This window comes from Flavobacterium covae, assembly GCF_001534645.1.
In the GTDB taxonomy this organism is placed as follows: domain Bacteria; phylum Bacteroidota; class Bacteroidia; order Flavobacteriales; family Flavobacteriaceae; genus Flavobacterium; species Flavobacterium covae.
Genome location: NZ_CP013992.1, coordinates 2,059,673 through 2,075,965 on the forward strand (window position 1 = coordinate 2,059,673; position 16,293 = coordinate 2,075,965).

A 16,293-nucleotide genomic window follows, 5' to 3' on the forward strand; every position below is an offset into this window, starting at 1 on the left:
TTCAAATTCTAACTTTTATTCAACAGTATAAAGTAGAATTTTACAAAATATTTTCTGTGAAATAATTTAATAATTCAACATTATTCGTGAGATCTAATTTACCTAAAATCCTTTTACGTAAGGTTGATATGGTTGATTCTTTTATATCTAAATGGTATACCATTTCTTTATTTCCCATACCACTTAACATACATTCTAATATATCGAGTTCTCTTTCTGTAAGTGTTTCAAGCCTTTTTACTTTTTCTTCATTTAGGGGTGAACTTACAAAGCCTCCTGTATTAAAAACCGTTTCGAGTGTATGTATAAAAGCAGATGCTTCTGACTGTTTGGTTAGAATGGCGTTTACTTCTTTTTTTAAAATATTAAATTCTTTAAATGATAATCCACTCGTAAAAACAACAATCTTTGCTTGAGCTGATTTCGCTCTGATTTCAGAAATCTTTTGAGTTAAATTTCCATCGGCATAATTTACATCTAACAATAGAACGTCGTATTGATTTTGTTCTATTGTCTCTAAAACTTGTTGAATTGAATTAGCATAAGAAAATACTGCTTTCTCAAATGCAGGTCTCACCAATACTTCTATCCCACGGCACACTACTGCATGATCATCTGCAATCAAAATTTTCTTTTCTCCTTTTATATTCATTATTTTTTAAAATTCAGATTAAACTTAATTTGACTTCCTTTATTTATTTCACTTTCAACAGAAATTGTGCCATTACTTGCTTTTATAATATTTTTACACAAATACAACCCCAATCCGAGACTTAAGGCATCGACAGACTTATTATTCTTGCTTTGATACTCTAAATCAAATATTTTTTCTTTTTCTTCTTTTGAAATTCCTATTCCATCATCTTTTACTGTAAAAGAAAAGGATTGTATTTCTCCGTTTTTTTCCAATTTTGCTATAATTTCAATTTTTGATTTCGCAAATTTTACTGCATTACCAACTATATTGTAAACTAACTGATAAAACTTGGCTTTATCGTATTGTACAATATAACTGGCAGGTAGTTCATTTTTAAAAACTAAATCAATATTCTTTGAGGAAGCAAAAATTTTTAATGAATTAATAATTGCTGTTGTTTCATCAAACATATTAACTTCTTCCAATTTCAATTTTATCTCTCCTTCATCATTTTTCACCAATTCTACTGCTTGATTGGATATATGAGTTAATGTATTGGAGGTGTAAACTACAGTATCAAAAAACTCCTTTAATTCTGTATCTTTATTTTTATTTCCCATAAATGCCCCATATAAATTAATAATGCTTACAGGTGTTTTTATTTCATGGGTTAATGTTGAAATAATACGATTTTTCAAAAATAAATCTTTTGTTATTTGGTCTTTTGCTTCGGATAATTTTCTTTTAACCTTAAATGTATCTCTTATGTATTTTAATAACACAAATAACATAAATAAGATTAAGATCATAACGGTCATAATTAAATAGAAACGAACTTCTTTATTCACTTTAGCTTGTTTATCTATTTTTACTGAATTATCATCTAATACGTCATCTATCATTAATCTTAAATTATCATTTACTTGACGATAAGAAGAAACTAGTGTTTGATTTTTCTGAATTAATTTCTTTTCTGCTCTTTTAATATTAGACAAACTTTTACCAAGAGCTCCAAATTGTTTATTATAATGTCTTTGAGATTCTAATAAAACATTTTTAAATTGTTGTTTGATATCTCCTGAAACTACTTTTTTACCAAATTTAAGACGTAGTATACTATTAATTTGTTCTTTTTGTATATCATTTTGTCCTTTTAAGGCACTGCCTAGCCTAGAAAACAAACCTTTTTTCTTTACGCTATCAACTTTTTTGTCTGTTTCAAATTCTACACTGTTTAAAACATCTTCAAACTTATAATTACTTGGCTTTAAGAATTCATCTAAATTGACTTGTTCAGAAATTGTTGCACGTTCATTTATTATTGAATCTGTTTTTTGCTTTAAATCAATTAAGTTTTGATTAAGAGTTACGTTTTTTTTAATCTTCTCTTTTAGTTTTACACTTTGATTATGATCCGTGATAAGATCGTTCAAATGTTTAGCCATTAAAACAAGACTTTCGTTATATTTTTTCAAATCTGGCAATTCTCTAAAAAGAATATATTTATTGAAGTATAACTGAGTTCCTTCGATCAAATCTGAAAGCTTTTGTGCTTTGTCTTTAAATTTTCTATCAACTTTATCTTCTTTTGTAATTACCAACAATTGTTTTTCCCCTTTATATTCCAAAAAAACTAAATAAAAAAATAGTATTTGCAATAAAAGTATTACAATAAGACTTAAGTAAGATTTATTTTGAAGCTTATTCATGTTTATTTATTAATTTTGCAGACTTGCAGGCTTTTTTAACAAAAAATTACAATTCAAATTTTTAAAAAAAAGCAAGTTTTTTACATTTATTTAACGCAAAAATACTTAATTTTTTCTTTTAACAATGAGTTTCAACACTGAAATACAACGCCGAAGAACATTTGGAATCATATCGCACCCCGATGCGGGGAAGACTACTTTAACTGAAAAACTCCTACTTTTTGGAGGAGCTATTCAAGAAGCTGGAGCTGTAAAAAGTAATAAAATCAAGAAAGGAGCTACTTCTGACTTTATGGAAATTGAACGTCAGAGAGGAATTTCTGTAGCCACTTCAGTATTAGCTTTTAATTATAAAGACAAAAAAATTAACATTCTTGATACGCCAGGTCACAAGGATTTTGCTGAAGATACTTTTAGAACACTAACCGCTGTTGATAGTGTTATTGTTGTAGTTGATGTGGCTAAAGGGGTTGAAGAACAAACGGTAAAATTAGTTGAAGTTTGTCGAATGCGTAATATCCCAATGATTGTTTTCATTAACAAATTAGATCGAGAAGGTAAAGATGCTTTTGACCTAATGGATGAAGTAGAAAAAAAATTAGGTCTTCATGTTACACCACTAAGTTTCCCCATAGGTATGGGGTATGATTTCCAAGGAATTTATAACATCTGGGAAAAAAACATTAATTTATTTGAAGGCGATAGCAGAAAAAACATTGAAGAAACCATTGCATTTGAAGATGTTAACAACCCTGAGTTAGAAAAAATAATAGGAGAAAAAGCAGCTCTTAAATTAAGGGAAGAACTAGAACTTATTGAAGAAGTATATCCTTCTTTTGATCGTAACGCATATCTAAAAGGCGATTTACAACCTGTATTTTTTGGTTCTGCATTAAATAACTTTGGTGTTCGTGAGTTACTCGATTGTTTTATTGAAATTGCCCCTTCTCCTAGACCTAAACATTCAGATACTCGAGAAGTAAAACCTGATGAAAATAAATTTTCAGGATTTGTATTTAAAATACATGCCAATATGGATCCTAAACATAGGGACCGTTTGGCATTTATTAAAATCGTTTCAGGAACTTTTGAAAGAAATAAACCTTATTTACATGTTCGTCATGGTAAAAATTTAAAATTTTCTAGTCCAAATGCTTTTTTTGCTGAGAAAAAAGAGATTGTAGACATATCATACCCTGGCGACATTGTAGGCTTACATGATACTGGAAACTTTAAAATTGGCGATACCCTTACAGAAGGAGAACAAATGAATTTTAAAGGAATTCCTAGTTTTTCCCCTCTTCATTTCCGTTATATAAACAACGCAGATCCTTTAAAAGCAAAACAATTAGAAAAAGGAGTTGATCAATTAATGGACGAAGGAGTAGCTCAATTATTTACTCTTGAAATGAATGGAAGAAAAGTAATTGGTACTGTAGGAGCACTTCAATACGAAGTAATACAATACAGATTAGAACATGAATATGGTGCTAAATGTACTTATGAGAACTTCCCTGCTTTTAAAGCTTGTTGGATTCAACCTGATGACCCTAAAAACGAAGAATTTGCAGAATTTAAACGTATTAAACAAAAATTTTTAGCAAAAGATAAATATGGTCAAATGGTTTTCTTGGCTGATTCTGATTTTTCAATTCAAATGACTCAACAAAAATACCCAAGTGTTAAATTACATTTCACTTCTGAATTTGAATAAAACGGGGAATTAAAACTAAAATAAAGCGGTTCAAAAAAGCTTAAGAATATTCTTTTTATCAAATAGAAAGTCAGATAAAACGAACATAAAATCAGATTATCTTTTTTGAACCGCCTTTTGCTGTTAAATCATACTAAATAAATCATTTACTACAGGGAATAACAGTTTTTATTATGCTTTTCCTGTAGGACCAAAATTTAAAGGAATTTGAGGTTGTTCACTCTCTTTAATATCTCCATGTGTATTTTCAAATCGGTGAATATTTTCTATTAAAGCTTGAGTTAGACGCTTAGCATGCTCAGGAGTTAATACAATCCTAGATTTTACCTTTGCCTTTGGCATACCTGGCATAATATTAATAAAATCTACTACAAACTCTGTATCAGAATGATTAATTATAGCTAGGTTAGAATAAGTTCCTTCAGCAATTGTCTCATCTAATTCTATATTTATCTGTCCCTCTTGCTCTTGATTAAGATTGTTCATTATATTTTTATTTAAATGTTACGCAGTATTATTAGAACAATAATAGTAAAAAAATTTCAAGAGTTTACACGGTTCGGATTTATATTTAGTAGAATACTCAAATTATTGAATTTACATTCTTCTTGAAAACCTATTAATCATTTTATAGTTGTTTCTCATAAATACAATACTAAAAACAAATACATTTCATCTATTTCCAATACCTGTTTCTCTTAATTTTGATTCATTAGATTCTAGAAATAATTCTTATTATTCTAAAAATAATAAGAATTGCAACTATTGCACCAGTGATCATTTGCTTAGTCGTTACACCTCCGTAATTCTCTTCCGATGACCCTCTATTGTAAACTGGCTCAGGAATATCAATACCTTTTAAGGCCTTATCAATATCAGATTGACTATACCCCATAGATAATAGATTTTGAATAATTCCTTTCTTTGAAAAACCATTTTCAACTTGTCTTTTAATTTCGGAAGCTATGTTTTTACCTTCTAGTTCCATAAGTTTTTTTTTACAAATGTATAAATTAAGAATAAAAAAAGCTGTTCATCACTGAACAGCTTTTAAAATTTATCATTAAATAAATTAGAAATTATATTCTTCTTTAGTAATCATTAATTCATCATACTCTTCTTTAGAACCTACAATTGTATTATCATAGTCTCTCATACCTGTACCAGCTGGGATTCTGTGACCTACAATTACATTTTCTTTAAGACCTTCTAAAGTATCAATTTTTCCAGCTACGGCTGCTTCATTTAACACTTTTGTTGTTTCTTGGAACGAAGCTGCTGAAATAAATGATTTAGTTTGTAACGAAGCTCTTGTAATACCTTGAAGAATTGGAGTAGCTGTTGCTGTAATTACATCTCGAGCCACAACTAAATCTTTATCTTCTCGTTTTAACAATGAATTTTCATCACGTAATTGTCTTGGAGTAACGATTTGTCCTGGTTTTAGATTAACAGAGTCTCCTGCATCTTCCACCACTTTCATACCATATAATTTATCATTTTCTTCAATAAAATCTTTCGTATGAATCAATTGCTCTTCTAGGAATAATGTATCTCCAGGATCATTTACTTGTACTTTTCTCATCATTTGACGAATAACCACTTCAAAGTGTTTATCGTTGATTTTTACCCCTTGTAAACGGTAAACTTCTTGAATTTCATTTACTAAATATTGTTGTACAGCTGATGGCCCTTTAATTCTTAAAATATCGTCTGGTGTTATTGCTCCATCAGATAAAGGCATACCCGCTCTTACGAAGTCATTTTCTTGTACTAAAATTTGATTAGAAAGTTTTACTAGATATTTCTTTATTTCACCAAATTTAGACTCAATAACGATTTCACGGTTACCTCTTTTAATTTTTCCGAATGATACAACACCATCAATTTCAGATACCACTGCTGGATTAGAAGGATTACGAGCTTCAAGTAATTCTGTAATTCTTGGTAAACCTCCTGTAATATCACCTGCTTTAGACGAACGACGTGGAATTTTTACTAATACTTTACCTGATTTAATTTTTTCTCCATCTTCTACCATTAAGTGAGCACCTACTGGTAAATTGTAAGAACGAATTAATTCTCCATCGTTTCCATAAATATGTAACGTTGGAATTAATTTTTTATTTCTAGCTTCAGAAATTACTTTTTCTTGGAAACCAGTTTGCTCATCTATTTCAACTAAGTATGATTGTCCTTGTTCTAAATCTTCATAGCCAACTTTACCTGTAAATTCAGAGATGATTACCCCATTATAAGGATCCCATTTACAAATTGTATCGCCTTTAGCTACTACCTCACCATCCTTTACAAAAATACTCGAACCATAAGGAATATTGTGAGTACTTAATAAAATACCTGTGTTTTCGTCTACTAATTTTAATTCTGTAGAACGAGAAATTACGATATCAACTTCTTCTCCATCTGCATCTTCCCCTTTAACTGTTTTTAAATCTTCAATTTCTAAACGTCCAGGGAATTTAGCAATGATACTAGATTCTTCAGAAATACCTCCAGCAACCCCTCCAACGTGGAACGTACGAAGCGTTAACTGTGTACCTGGCTCACCGATTGATTGTGCTGCAATTACACCTACCGCTTCGCCTTTTTGAGTCATCTTACCTGTTGCTAAGTTACGACCGTAACATTTAGCACAGATTCCTTTTGTAGCCTCACAAGTTAACGGAGAACGTACTTCTACTGCCTCAATTGGAGAAGCTTCAATCTCTCTAACGATTGCTTCTGTGATTTCACTACCTGCAGCTACTAAAACTTCAGAAGTTAAAGGATTTACTACATCTTGTAACGCCACGCGTCCTAAGATACGTTCACCTAAACTTTCTACTATATCTTCATTTTTCTTTAAAGCTGTTACTTCAACTCCTCTTAATGTACCGCAATCTACTTGATTTACAATTACATCTTGAGCAACGTCATGTAAACGACGTGTTAAGTAACCTGCATCCGCTGTTTTTAACGCCGTATCCGCAAGACCTTTACGAGCACCGTGTGTAGAGATGAAGTATTCTAAGATAGATAATCCTTCCTTAAAGTTCGATAAAATCGGGTTTTCAATAATTTCACCACCCCCAGCAGTTGATTTTTTAGGCTTAGCCATCAAACCACGCATACCGGTTAACTGACGAATCTGCTCTTTCGAACCACGGGCTCCAGAATCAAGCATCATGTATACCGAGTTGAAACCTTGTTGATCCTCACGGATATTTTTCATAGCCGCCTCTGTCAATTGTGCATTGGCAGAAGTCCAAATATCAATTACCTGATTGTAACGTTCATTATTTGTAATAAGACCCATGTTATAGTTCATAGAGATTACCTCTACTTGTTCTCTAGCCTCTGTAATTAATGATTGTTTTTGGTCAGGAATCTTAATATCTCCTAAAGAGAATGACAATCCTCCTTTGAATGCAAATCCATACCCCATATCCTTCATATTATCTAAGAAGGCTGCTGTTGTAGGCACATTGGTAACTGCTAAAATTTTTCCGATAATATCACGAAGTGATTTTTTAGTCAATACCTCATTGATATAACCAGCTTCTTCAGGTACTACTTCATTGAATAATACACGTCCTGCTGTTGTCTGGATAATTTGATATGTTAATTCTCCATTTTCATTGAAGTCTTTGGCTCTTACTTTTATACGAGCATTTAATTCTAAACGTCCTTCATTTAATGCTATATGTACTTCTTCAGCAGAATAGAAAGTTAGACCTTCTCCTTTAATTGTTAATTCAGGTGTTGACAAACGTTCTTTTGTCATATAATACAACCCAAGAACCATGTCCTGAGATGGAACCGTAATAGGAGCACCATTTGCAGGGTTCAAGATATTGTGAGAACCTAACATCAATAATTGCGCTTCAAGGATTGCTTCTGGTCCTAATGGTAAGTGAACCGCCATCTGGTCACCATCAAAGTCGGCGTTGAATGCCGTACATGTTAACGGGTGTAACTGGATTGCTTTTCCTTCAATTAACTTAGGTTGGAATGCCTGAATACCTAAACGGTGAAGCGTAGGAGCACGGTTAAGTAATACTGGGTGTCCTTTGATTACATTTTCTAAGATATCCCATACTACAGGCTCTTTTTTATCAATGATTTTCTTAGCCGACTTAACTGTTTTTACAATACCTCTTTCAATCAATTTACGGATTACGAAAGGTTTGTAAAGCTCAGCAGCCATATCTTTTGGCAAACCACACTCATACATTTTTAACTCAGGCCCAACGACAATTACCGAACGAGCAGAATAGTCAACACGTTTACCTAATAAGTTTTGACGGAAACGTCCTTGTTTACCTTTTAACGAGTCAGATAATGATTTTAGTGGTCTGTTAGATTCTGTTTTAACAGCAGAAGCTTTTCTTGTATTATCGAATAACGAGTCAACCGCTTCTTGTAACATACGTTTTTCGTTACGTAAGATTACTTCAGGCGCTTTGATTTCCATTAATCGTTTTAAACGATTGTTACGAATAATTACACGACGATATAAGTCATTCAAGTCAGACGTTGCAAAACGTCCACCATCAAGTGGCACTAATGGGCGTAATTCAGGTGGAATAACTGGAATTACTTTTAAGATCATCCACTCAGGTAAGTTCTCTCTGTTTAGATTTGCTTCACGGAAAGACTCAACTACTTGAAGACGTTTTAAAGCTTCCGTTTTTCTTTGTTTAGATGTTTCATTATTAGCTGCGTGACGCAATTGATAAGATAGCGAATCTAAATCAACGCGCGCTAATAGATCCATAATACATTCAGCACCCATTTTAGCGATGAATTTATTAGGATCATTGTCATCTAAATATAAATTTTCTAATGGAAGAGAATCTAAAATATTCAAGTATTCTTCTTCTGTTAAGAAATCCATTGCTTGTAATGATTCCCCTTCAGCATTTTTAGCAATACCTGCTTGGATTACTACGTAACGCTCATAATAAATGATCATATCTAATTTCTTAGATGGTAATCCTAATATGTAACCAATTTTGTTAGGTAACGAACGGAAATACCAAATATGAGCAATAGGCACTACTAAATTAATATGTCCTACACGGTCACGACGTACTTTCTTTTCTGTAACTTCAACCCCACAACGGTCACAAACAATTCCTTTATAACGGATTCTTTTGTATTTACCACAAGCACATTCATAGTCTTTTACAGGACCGAAGATACGCTCACAGAATAAACCATCACGCTCAGGTTTATGTGTACGATAATTGATAGTTTCAGGTTTTAATACTTCTCCACGAGATTCAGCCAAGATAGATTCTGGCGATGCCAAACCGATAGAGATTTGATTGAATCGTTTGATGGTATTTTTATCTTTATTTCTATTTGTTGTCATAGTCGATTTTTTAAAAGTTTTCAGTTTTAGTGTTTGCTTCAGCCACAGTATTCTATGGCTGAAACGAACTACTGATTTATTCTTCTAATCTGATGTCTAAACCAAGACCTTTTAATTCGTGCATTAATACATTGAATGATTCAGGTAATCCTGGTTCTGGCATAGTTTCACCTTTAACGATTGCTTCGTAAGTTTTCGCTCTACCTATTACGTCATCGGACTTCACAGTCAAGATTTCACGTAACGTACTTGATGCTCCATAAGCTTCAAGTGCCCAAACCTCCATCTCTCCAAAACGCTGACCACCAAATTGAGCTTTACCTCCTAATGGTTGTTGCGTGATTAATGAGTAAGGACCAATAGAACGAGCGTGCATTTTATCATCAACCATGTGACCTAACTTCAACATATAGATAACACCTACGGTAGCTGGCTGATGGAAACGTTCTCCTGTACCACCATCGTATAAATAAGTATGACCAAATCTTGGCACACCAGCTTCGTCAGTTAAAGCGTTGATTTCATCGAGAGAAGCACCGTCAAAAATTGGAGTAGCATATTTTCTACCTAATTTTTTACCTGCCCAACCTAATACCGTTTCATAAATCTGACCAATGTTCATACGCGAAGGTACCCCTAGTGGATTCAATACGATGTCTACAGGTGTTCCATCTTCTAGGAATGGCATATCTTCTTGACGAACGATACGAGCCACAATACCTTTGTTACCGTGACGACCTGCCATCTTATCACCCACTTTTAGTTTACGTTTCTTAGCGATATAAACTTTTGCTAATTTTAGAATACCTGATGGTAACTCGTCACCCACTGTAATAGTAAATTTCTCACGACGTAAAGCTCCTTGAAGGTCATTTAACTTAATCTTATAATTGTGAATTAAGTCATTAACCATTTCATTTGTCTCGTCATCAGCAACCCACTGTCCTTTTGTTAAGTGTGCAAAATCCTCAACTGCTTGTAACATTTTTTTAGTGTATTTCTTACCTTTTGGTAGTACTTCTTCACCTAAATCATTCATTACACCTTGAGAGGTTTTACCATCAACTATCAAGAATAATTTATCTATTAAACGATCCTTTAATTCAACAAATTTTGTTTCATATTCCATTTCAAGAGCTGCTAACTCATCTTTTTCAGCAGAGCGCTTACGCTTGTCTTTTACAACTCTTGCAAATAATTTTTTATCTAAAACAACACCATGTAATGAAGGAGATGCTTTTAATGAAGCATCTTTTACATCACCTGCTTTATCTCCGAAGATAGCTCTTAATAATTTCTCTTCTGGAGTAGGATCAGATTCTCCTTTAGGTGTAATTTTACCGATTAGAATATCACCAGGTTTCACCTCGGCACCAATTCTAATCATACCGTTTTCATCTAAATCTTTAGTAGCTTCTTCTGATACGTTTGGTATATCATTTGTTAATTCTTCGTTACCTAATTTTGTATCACGAACTTCTAATGAATAGTCATCAATATGGATTGATGTAAAGATATCATCACGAACTACTTTTTCAGAAATTACAATTGCATCCTCGAAGTTGTATCCTTTCCAAGGCATGAAGGCTACTTGTAAATTTCTACCAAGTGCTAATTCACCATTTTGTGTTGCATAACCTTCACAAAGTACTTGTCCTTTCACAACTTTGTCACCTTTTCTTACAATTGGTTTTAAGTTGATAGTAGTACTTTGGTTCGTTTTACGGAACTTAATTAATTGGTATGTTTTTTCATCTGGATCAAAGCTTACTGCTCTTTCAACATCTGTTCTTTCGTACTTAATCGTGATTTTATCGGCATCTACATACTCAACAACTCCATTTCCTTCAGCATTAATTAATACTCTTGAGTCGGAAGCTACTTGACGTTCTAATCCCGTACCAACAATTGGAGATTCAGGACGTAACAATGGTACGGCCTGACGCATCATGTTTGATCCCATCAACGCACGGTTCGCATCATCGTGCTCTAAGAAAGGAATTAAGGAAGCTGAAATAGAAGCAATCTGGTTAGGAGCAACGTCTGTATAATGAACGGCATTTGGTTCTACTACAGGGAAATCTCCTTCCTCACGAACAATTACTTTATCAGTAGTAATTACTCCTGTGTCATCCATTTCGATGTTAGCTTGTGCTATTAACTTTCCTTCTTCTTCTTCAGCACTTAAATAAACAGGTTCTGAAACTAAATCTACTTTTCCGTCTTCTACTTTACGGTAAGGTGTTTCAATGAATCCCATTCCGTTAACTTTAGCATACACCCCTAATGAAGAGATAAGACCAATGTTTGGTCCCTCTGGAGTTTCAATAGGACATAAACGACCGTAGTGTGTATAGTGAACGTCACGCACCTCGAAACCTGCTCTCTCTCTAGATAAACCTCCAGGTCCTAAAGCTGATAAACGACGTTTGTGTGTAATCTCTGCTAATGGATTTGTTTGATCCATAAACTGAGATAACTGGTTCGTACCGAAGAAAGAGTTGATTACTGAAGACAATGTCTTGGCATTAATCAAATCTATAGGTGTAAACACCTCGTTATCACGAACGTTCATACGTTCACGAATAGTACGCGCCATACGCGCTAAACCAACGCCAAACTGAGCCGATAATTGTTCCCCTACTGTACGTACACGACGGTTAGATAAGTGGTCAATATCATCAATCTCAGCTTTTGAGTTAATTAACTCAATTAAATATTTTACAATGGTAATGATATCTTCTTTAGTAAGCACTTGCTTATCCATAGGAATATCAAGACCTAATTTTTTGTTCATTCTGTAACGACCTACATCACCTAAGTTATAACGTTGGTCAGAGAAGAATAATTTCTCGATAATACCACGAGCTGTTTCTTCATCTGGTGGTTCAGCGTTACGTAACTGACGGTAGATGTGTTCTACAGCCTCTTTTTCTGAGTTTGTAGGGTCTTTTTGTAATGTATTGTGAATGATTGAATAGTCAGCAGTATTTAAATCTTCTTTGTGCAATAAGATAGATTTTACATTAGCATCAACAATTTCTTCTACATTGTCTTTATCTAAAAGCGTATCACGATCTAAGATAATTTCGTTACGCTCGATAGATACCACTTCACCAGTATCCTCGTCTACGAAGTCCTCATGCCAAGTGTTTAATACACGTGCAGCTAAACGACGTCCAATATATTTCTTTAAACCTGATTTAGACACTTTAATTTCTTCAGCAAGATCGAAGATTTCTAAAATATCTTTATCACGCTCAAAACCAATTGCACGGAAAAGCGTTGTTACTGGTAGTTTTTTCTTTCTATCGATATATGCGTACATTACGCTGTTGATATCCGTAGCGAATTCAATCCAAGATCCTTTAAAAGGAATTACTCTGGCAGAGTATAATTTTGTACCATTGGCATGGAAAGATTGACCAAAGAATACACCAGGCGAACGGTGTAACTGAGAAACCACTACACGTTCTGCACCATTAATAACAAAGGTACCGCTTGGTGTCATATAAGGGATAGTACCTAAATATACATCCTGAACGATAGTTTCAAAATCTTCGTGTTCTGGATCAGTACAGTATAATTTCAGACGTGCTTTAAGTGGCACACTGTATGTAAGACCTCTGTCTATACATTCTTCAATTGTATAACGAGGAGGATCAACAAAATAATCTAAGAATTCTAATACGAACTGATTACGCGTATCAGTGATTGGAAAGTTTTCCATAAAGGTGTTGTACAACCCCTCGTTGCCTCTTTCATCAGATTTCGTTTCTAATTGAAAGAAATCCTTGAACGACTTCACTTGAACATCCAAAAAGTCTGGATAGTTAGGAATGTTTTTTGTCGAGGCAAAATTCAATCTTTCAGTATGATTTAATATCATCTATGGACAAAATTATGATTAAAAAAAAAGTAATTTTCTGTTAGTCTATTTAACATTTTAAACGATCAATACTTTTTTATTTATAACCTTACACATCTTTTGAAAACAAGCGTATTGATAAACTTTAGTTTCTTTCTTCGTGTTGGGTTAAAATTCGTATAAGTATTATTTTATAAATAAATAAAGATATTATACGAAAAAATGGTTTAGACCTTTGAGTGGTTTACTCAAGGTCTAAACCTATAATTTATACTATGTATAATTATTTAAGCTCAACTACAGCTCCAGCTTCTTCTAAAGCTTTTTTCAAGCCTTCAGCTTCATCTTTAGAAACACCTTCTTTAACGTTAGCAGGAGTTGAATCTACTAAATCTTTAGCTTCTTTTAATCCTAAACCTGTTAATTCTTTAACAGCTTTTACTACTCCTAATTTAGAAGCTCCAGCTTCTTTTAATACTACTGTAAATTCTGTTTGCTCAGCAGCAGCTTCAGCAGCAGGACCAGCCATAACAACTGCAGCAGCAGCAGGCTCGATACCGTAGTCATCTTTTAAGATTGCAGCTAATTCATTTACTTCTTTAACTGTTAAATTTACTAATTGTTCTGCGAATTGTTTCAAATCTGCCATTTTTTCTATCTTTTTTAAATGATTTGTAAAATTTATATAATTTAATTAGTGCGCTAATTATTCAGCTGTTTCTTCACCTTTTTGCTCTGCGTTGTTAAGTAAAGCAGAAATGATTCGTTTAGCTGGCGATTGTAATAATCCGATGATGTCTCCGATAACTTCTTCTTTCGATTTAAGAGCTGCTAAGGATTCTAATTCTTTATCACCGATATATACTTCTTCATTGATATAAGCTCCTTTCAATAAAGGTTTGTCACCTTTTTTGCGGAATTCTTTAATTACTTTAGCTGGAGCATTAGCAATGTCAGCAATTAATATTGAAGTATTTCCTTTTAAAGTAGTTGGTAATTCACCAAATTCTTTATCAGAAGCTTCCATTGCTTTAGCAAGTAAAGTATTTTTAACAACTTCTAATTTAATACCTGCTTTGTAACAAGCTTTTCTTAAATTTGAAGTAGTTTCTGCATTTAAACCAGAAATATCTGCTAAATAAACGATATTTGTTCCAGCTAACTGTGCAGTTAAATCTTGAATCGCTAATGATTTTTCTTCTCTAGTCATGATACTAAATTTTTTTAACTACCAATTACACTGCTTTAGGATCTAAAGCAATAGCTGGACTCATAGTACTTGATAAGTGGATAGACTTAATATAAGTACCTTTTGCAGCAGTTGGTTTTAATTTAATTAATGTTTGAATAATTTCGTGAGCGTTCTCTTGAATTTTTTGAGCATCAAAAGAAACTTTACCGATAGCAGCGTGAACGATACCTGTTTTATCAACTTTAAAGTCAATTTTTCCAGATTTCACCTCTTCTACTGCCTTTCCTACTTCCATAGTTACAGTACCTGTTTTCGGGTTTGGCATTAAACCACGAGGACCTAAAATACGACCTAATGGACCTAATTTACCCATTACAGCTGGCATAGTGATGATTACATCAACATCTGTCCAACCGTCTTTAATTTTTTGTAAGTATTCATCTAAGCCTACATGGTCAGCACCAGCAGCTTTTGCTTCAGCTTCTTTATCTGGAGTCACTAAAGCTAATACTCTTACGTCTTTACCTGTACCGTGTGGTAATGAACACACACCTCTCACCATTTGATTCGCTTTACGAGGGTCTACTCCTAATTTAACAGCGATATCAACTGATTCATCAAATTTTGCAGAAGCAACTTCTTTGATTAATGCAGAAGCATCTTTTAAAGAATAAGCTTTATTCTTCTCAATTTTAGAAGCAGCAACTTTTTGCTTTTTCGTTAATTTTGCCATTTTCTCTTAGTTTAAAGGAGAATCTCCAGTTACAGTAATACCCATAGATCTAGCTGTTCCAGCTATCATGCTCATTGCTTTTTCAATTGTGAAAGCATTTAAATCAGGCATTTTGTCTTCAGCGATCGTTTTAATTTGATCCCAAGAAACGCTAGCAACTTTTTTACGATTTGGTTGCCCAGATCCTGATTTAATTTTTGCAGCTTCTAATAATTGGATAGCAGCAGGTGGAGTTTTTACAACAAAATCAAACGATTTGTCTTTGTACACAGTAATTTGTACTGGTAATACTTTGCCTGGTTTATCTTGTGTTCTAGCATTGAACTGCTTACAGAACTCCATGATGTTAACCCCAGCAGCTCCCAAAGCAGGTCCAACCGGTGGCGACGGGTTCGCAGCACCTCCCTTTACTTGTAGTTTAACTACTTTACTAACTTCTTTAGCCATTTTAAAAAAAAATTAAGCACATCGATCATTGGAAGCGATTGATGTGAATTATATAAATAAATATTATACTTTTTCTACTTGAACGAAGCTTAATTCTAGAGGTGTCTTTCTTCCGAAAATTTTAACCATTACCTCTAACTTACGTTTTTCTTCATTTATATTTTCAATAGTACCATTAAATCCATTAAATGGTCCATCAATAACTTTAATTGTTTCACCAACAGAATACGGTATAGAACCATGATCTACAGTAGTTGCTAATTCATCTACTTTTCCTAACATCCTATTAACTTCTGATTGACGCAGAGGCACAGGATCTCCTCCTTTCACTTCACCTAAGAAGCCTATTACACCTGTAATAGATTTTATAATATGAGGTATTTCTCCTGTTAAATTTGCTTCGATCATTACATAACCAGGAAAATAAACTCTTTCTTTGCTGATTTTCTTACCATCACGTACGGTTACCACTTTTTCAGTTGGTACTAATACTTGTGATATATAATCAGCCATTCCTACACGATTAATCTCTTGCTCGATGTAGGATTTTACTTTATTTTCTTGACCACTTACAGCCCTTACAACATACCATTTCTTCACACTAGTTTCAGCCATA

At 33.4% G+C, this 16,293-nt stretch carries 12 protein-coding genes; 1 reads left to right on the forward strand and 11 read right to left on the reverse strand.

Going from position 1 to position 16,293, the window contains the following annotated elements; translation table 11 throughout:
- Positions 1-40: 40 nt before the first annotated feature.
- Together AWN65_RS09140 and AWN65_RS09145 are read right to left on the reverse strand one after the other, a co-directional pair.
- Positions 41-652: a response regulator transcription factor gene (locus AWN65_RS09140; RefSeq protein ID WP_060382887.1), complete on the reverse strand. Its 612-nt coding sequence runs from the start codon at positions 650-652 to the stop codon at positions 41-43.
- Entirely contained in the window at positions 652-2,346 is a 1,695-nt protein-coding gene (locus AWN65_RS09145; RefSeq protein WP_060382888.1) for a sensor histidine kinase, read from the reverse strand. The genes AWN65_RS09140 and AWN65_RS09145 overlap by 1 nt, the downstream gene beginning before the upstream one ends.
- A 124-nt stretch (positions 2,347-2,470) precedes the next feature.
- Here AWN65_RS09145 and AWN65_RS09150 point away from each other — a divergent pair, with 124 nt between their 5' ends.
- Positions 2,471-4,060, forward strand: coding sequence for a peptide chain release factor 3 (locus AWN65_RS09150; protein WP_060382889.1), 1,590 nt, complete (start codon positions 2,471-2,473; stop codon positions 4,058-4,060).
- Positions 4,061-4,231: 171 nt separating this feature from the next.
- On the opposite strand, the gene AWN65_RS09155 is transcribed toward AWN65_RS09150, so the two are convergent.
- The 9 genes from AWN65_RS09155 to nusG all read right to left on the reverse strand — a co-directional run bounded on the left by AWN65_RS09155 (position 4,232) and on the right by nusG (position 16,292).
- Positions 4,232-4,546, reverse strand: coding sequence for a DUF3467 domain-containing protein (locus AWN65_RS09155; RefSeq protein WP_060382890.1), 315 nt, complete (start codon positions 4,544-4,546; stop codon positions 4,232-4,234).
- Between the two features lie 226 nt (positions 4,547-4,772).
- Entirely contained in the window at positions 4,773-5,048 is a 276-nt protein-coding gene (locus AWN65_RS09160) for a hypothetical protein (protein WP_060382891.1), read from the reverse strand.
- An 84-nt stretch (positions 5,049-5,132) separates the two neighbouring features.
- Entirely contained in the window at positions 5,133-9,437 is a 4,305-nt protein-coding gene (rpoC, locus tag AWN65_RS09165; RefSeq protein WP_060382892.1) for a DNA-directed RNA polymerase subunit beta', read from the reverse strand.
- A gap of 76 nt (positions 9,438-9,513) precedes the next feature.
- Positions 9,514-13,326: a DNA-directed RNA polymerase subunit beta gene (gene rpoB, locus AWN65_RS09170; RefSeq protein ID WP_060382893.1), complete on the reverse strand. Its 3,813-nt coding sequence runs from the start codon at positions 13,324-13,326 to the stop codon at positions 9,514-9,516.
- Positions 13,327-13,588: 262 nt separating this feature from the next.
- Positions 13,589-13,954 (reverse strand): 50S ribosomal protein L7/L12, encoded by a 366-nt coding sequence (rplL, locus tag AWN65_RS09175; RefSeq protein WP_060382894.1) that lies wholly within the window; start codon positions 13,952-13,954, stop codon positions 13,589-13,591.
- Between the two features lie 57 nt (positions 13,955-14,011).
- Positions 14,012-14,515 carry a 50S ribosomal protein L10 gene (gene rplJ / locus AWN65_RS09180; protein WP_060382895.1) on the reverse strand — a complete coding sequence of 168 codons (504 nt, stop codon included), beginning with the start codon at positions 14,513-14,515 and terminating at the stop codon, positions 14,012-14,014.
- Between the two features lie 25 nt (positions 14,516-14,540).
- Entirely contained in the window at positions 14,541-15,230 is a 690-nt protein-coding gene (rplA, locus tag AWN65_RS09185; RefSeq protein WP_060382896.1) for a 50S ribosomal protein L1, read from the reverse strand.
- Positions 15,231-15,236: 6 nt separating this feature from the next.
- Complete coding sequence (gene rplK / locus AWN65_RS09190; RefSeq protein ID WP_060382897.1) at positions 15,237-15,677, reverse strand: 50S ribosomal protein L11; 441 nt, start codon at positions 15,675-15,677, stop codon at positions 15,237-15,239.
- 63 nt (positions 15,678-15,740) lie between these two features.
- Positions 15,741-16,292 (reverse strand): transcription termination/antitermination protein NusG, encoded by a 552-nt coding sequence (gene nusG, locus AWN65_RS09195; RefSeq protein WP_060382898.1) that lies wholly within the window; start codon positions 16,290-16,292, stop codon positions 15,741-15,743.
- Position 16,293: the final 1 nt, after the last annotated feature.

Bases quoted from the DNA above. Each gene is read 5' to 3' on its own strand.
- AWN65_RS09160 (WP_060382891.1), bottom strand. From the start codon at position 5,048: ATGGAACTAGAAGGTAAAAACATAGCTTCCGAAATTAAAAGACAAGTT.
- rplK (WP_060382897.1), bottom strand. From the start codon at position 15,677: ATGGCTAAAGAAGTTAGTAAAGTAGTTAAACTACAAGTAAAGGGAGGT.
- AWN65_RS09155 (WP_060382890.1), bottom strand. From the start codon at position 4,546: ATGAACAATCTTAATCAAGAGCAAGAGGGACAGATAAATATAGAATTA.
- rplA (WP_060382896.1), bottom strand. From the start codon at position 15,230: ATGGCAAAATTAACGAAAAAGCAAAAAGTTGCTGCTTCTAAAATTGAG.
- AWN65_RS09150 (WP_060382889.1), top strand. From the start codon at position 2,471: ATGAGTTTCAACACTGAAATACAACGCCGAAGAACATTTGGAATCATA.
- AWN65_RS09145 (WP_060382888.1), bottom strand. From the start codon at position 2,346: ATGAATAAGCTTCAAAATAAATCTTACTTAAGTCTTATTGTAATACTT.
- rplJ (WP_060382895.1), bottom strand. From the start codon at position 14,515: ATGACTAGAGAAGAAAAATCATTAGCGATTCAAGATTTAACTGCACAG.
- rpoB (WP_060382893.1), bottom strand. From the start codon at position 13,326: ATGATATTAAATCATACTGAAAGATTGAATTTTGCCTCGACAAAAAAC.
- rpoC (WP_060382892.1), bottom strand. From the start codon at position 9,437: ATGACAACAAATAGAAATAAAGATAAAAATACCATCAAACGATTCAAT.
- nusG (WP_060382898.1), bottom strand. From the start codon at position 16,292: ATGGCTGAAACTAGTGTGAAGAAATGGTATGTTGTAAGGGCTGTAAGT.
- rplL (WP_060382894.1), bottom strand. From the start codon at position 13,954: ATGGCAGATTTGAAACAATTCGCAGAACAATTAGTAAATTTAACAGTT.
- AWN65_RS09140 (WP_060382887.1), bottom strand. From the start codon at position 652: ATGAATATAAAAGGAGAAAAGAAAATTTTGATTGCAGATGATCATGCA.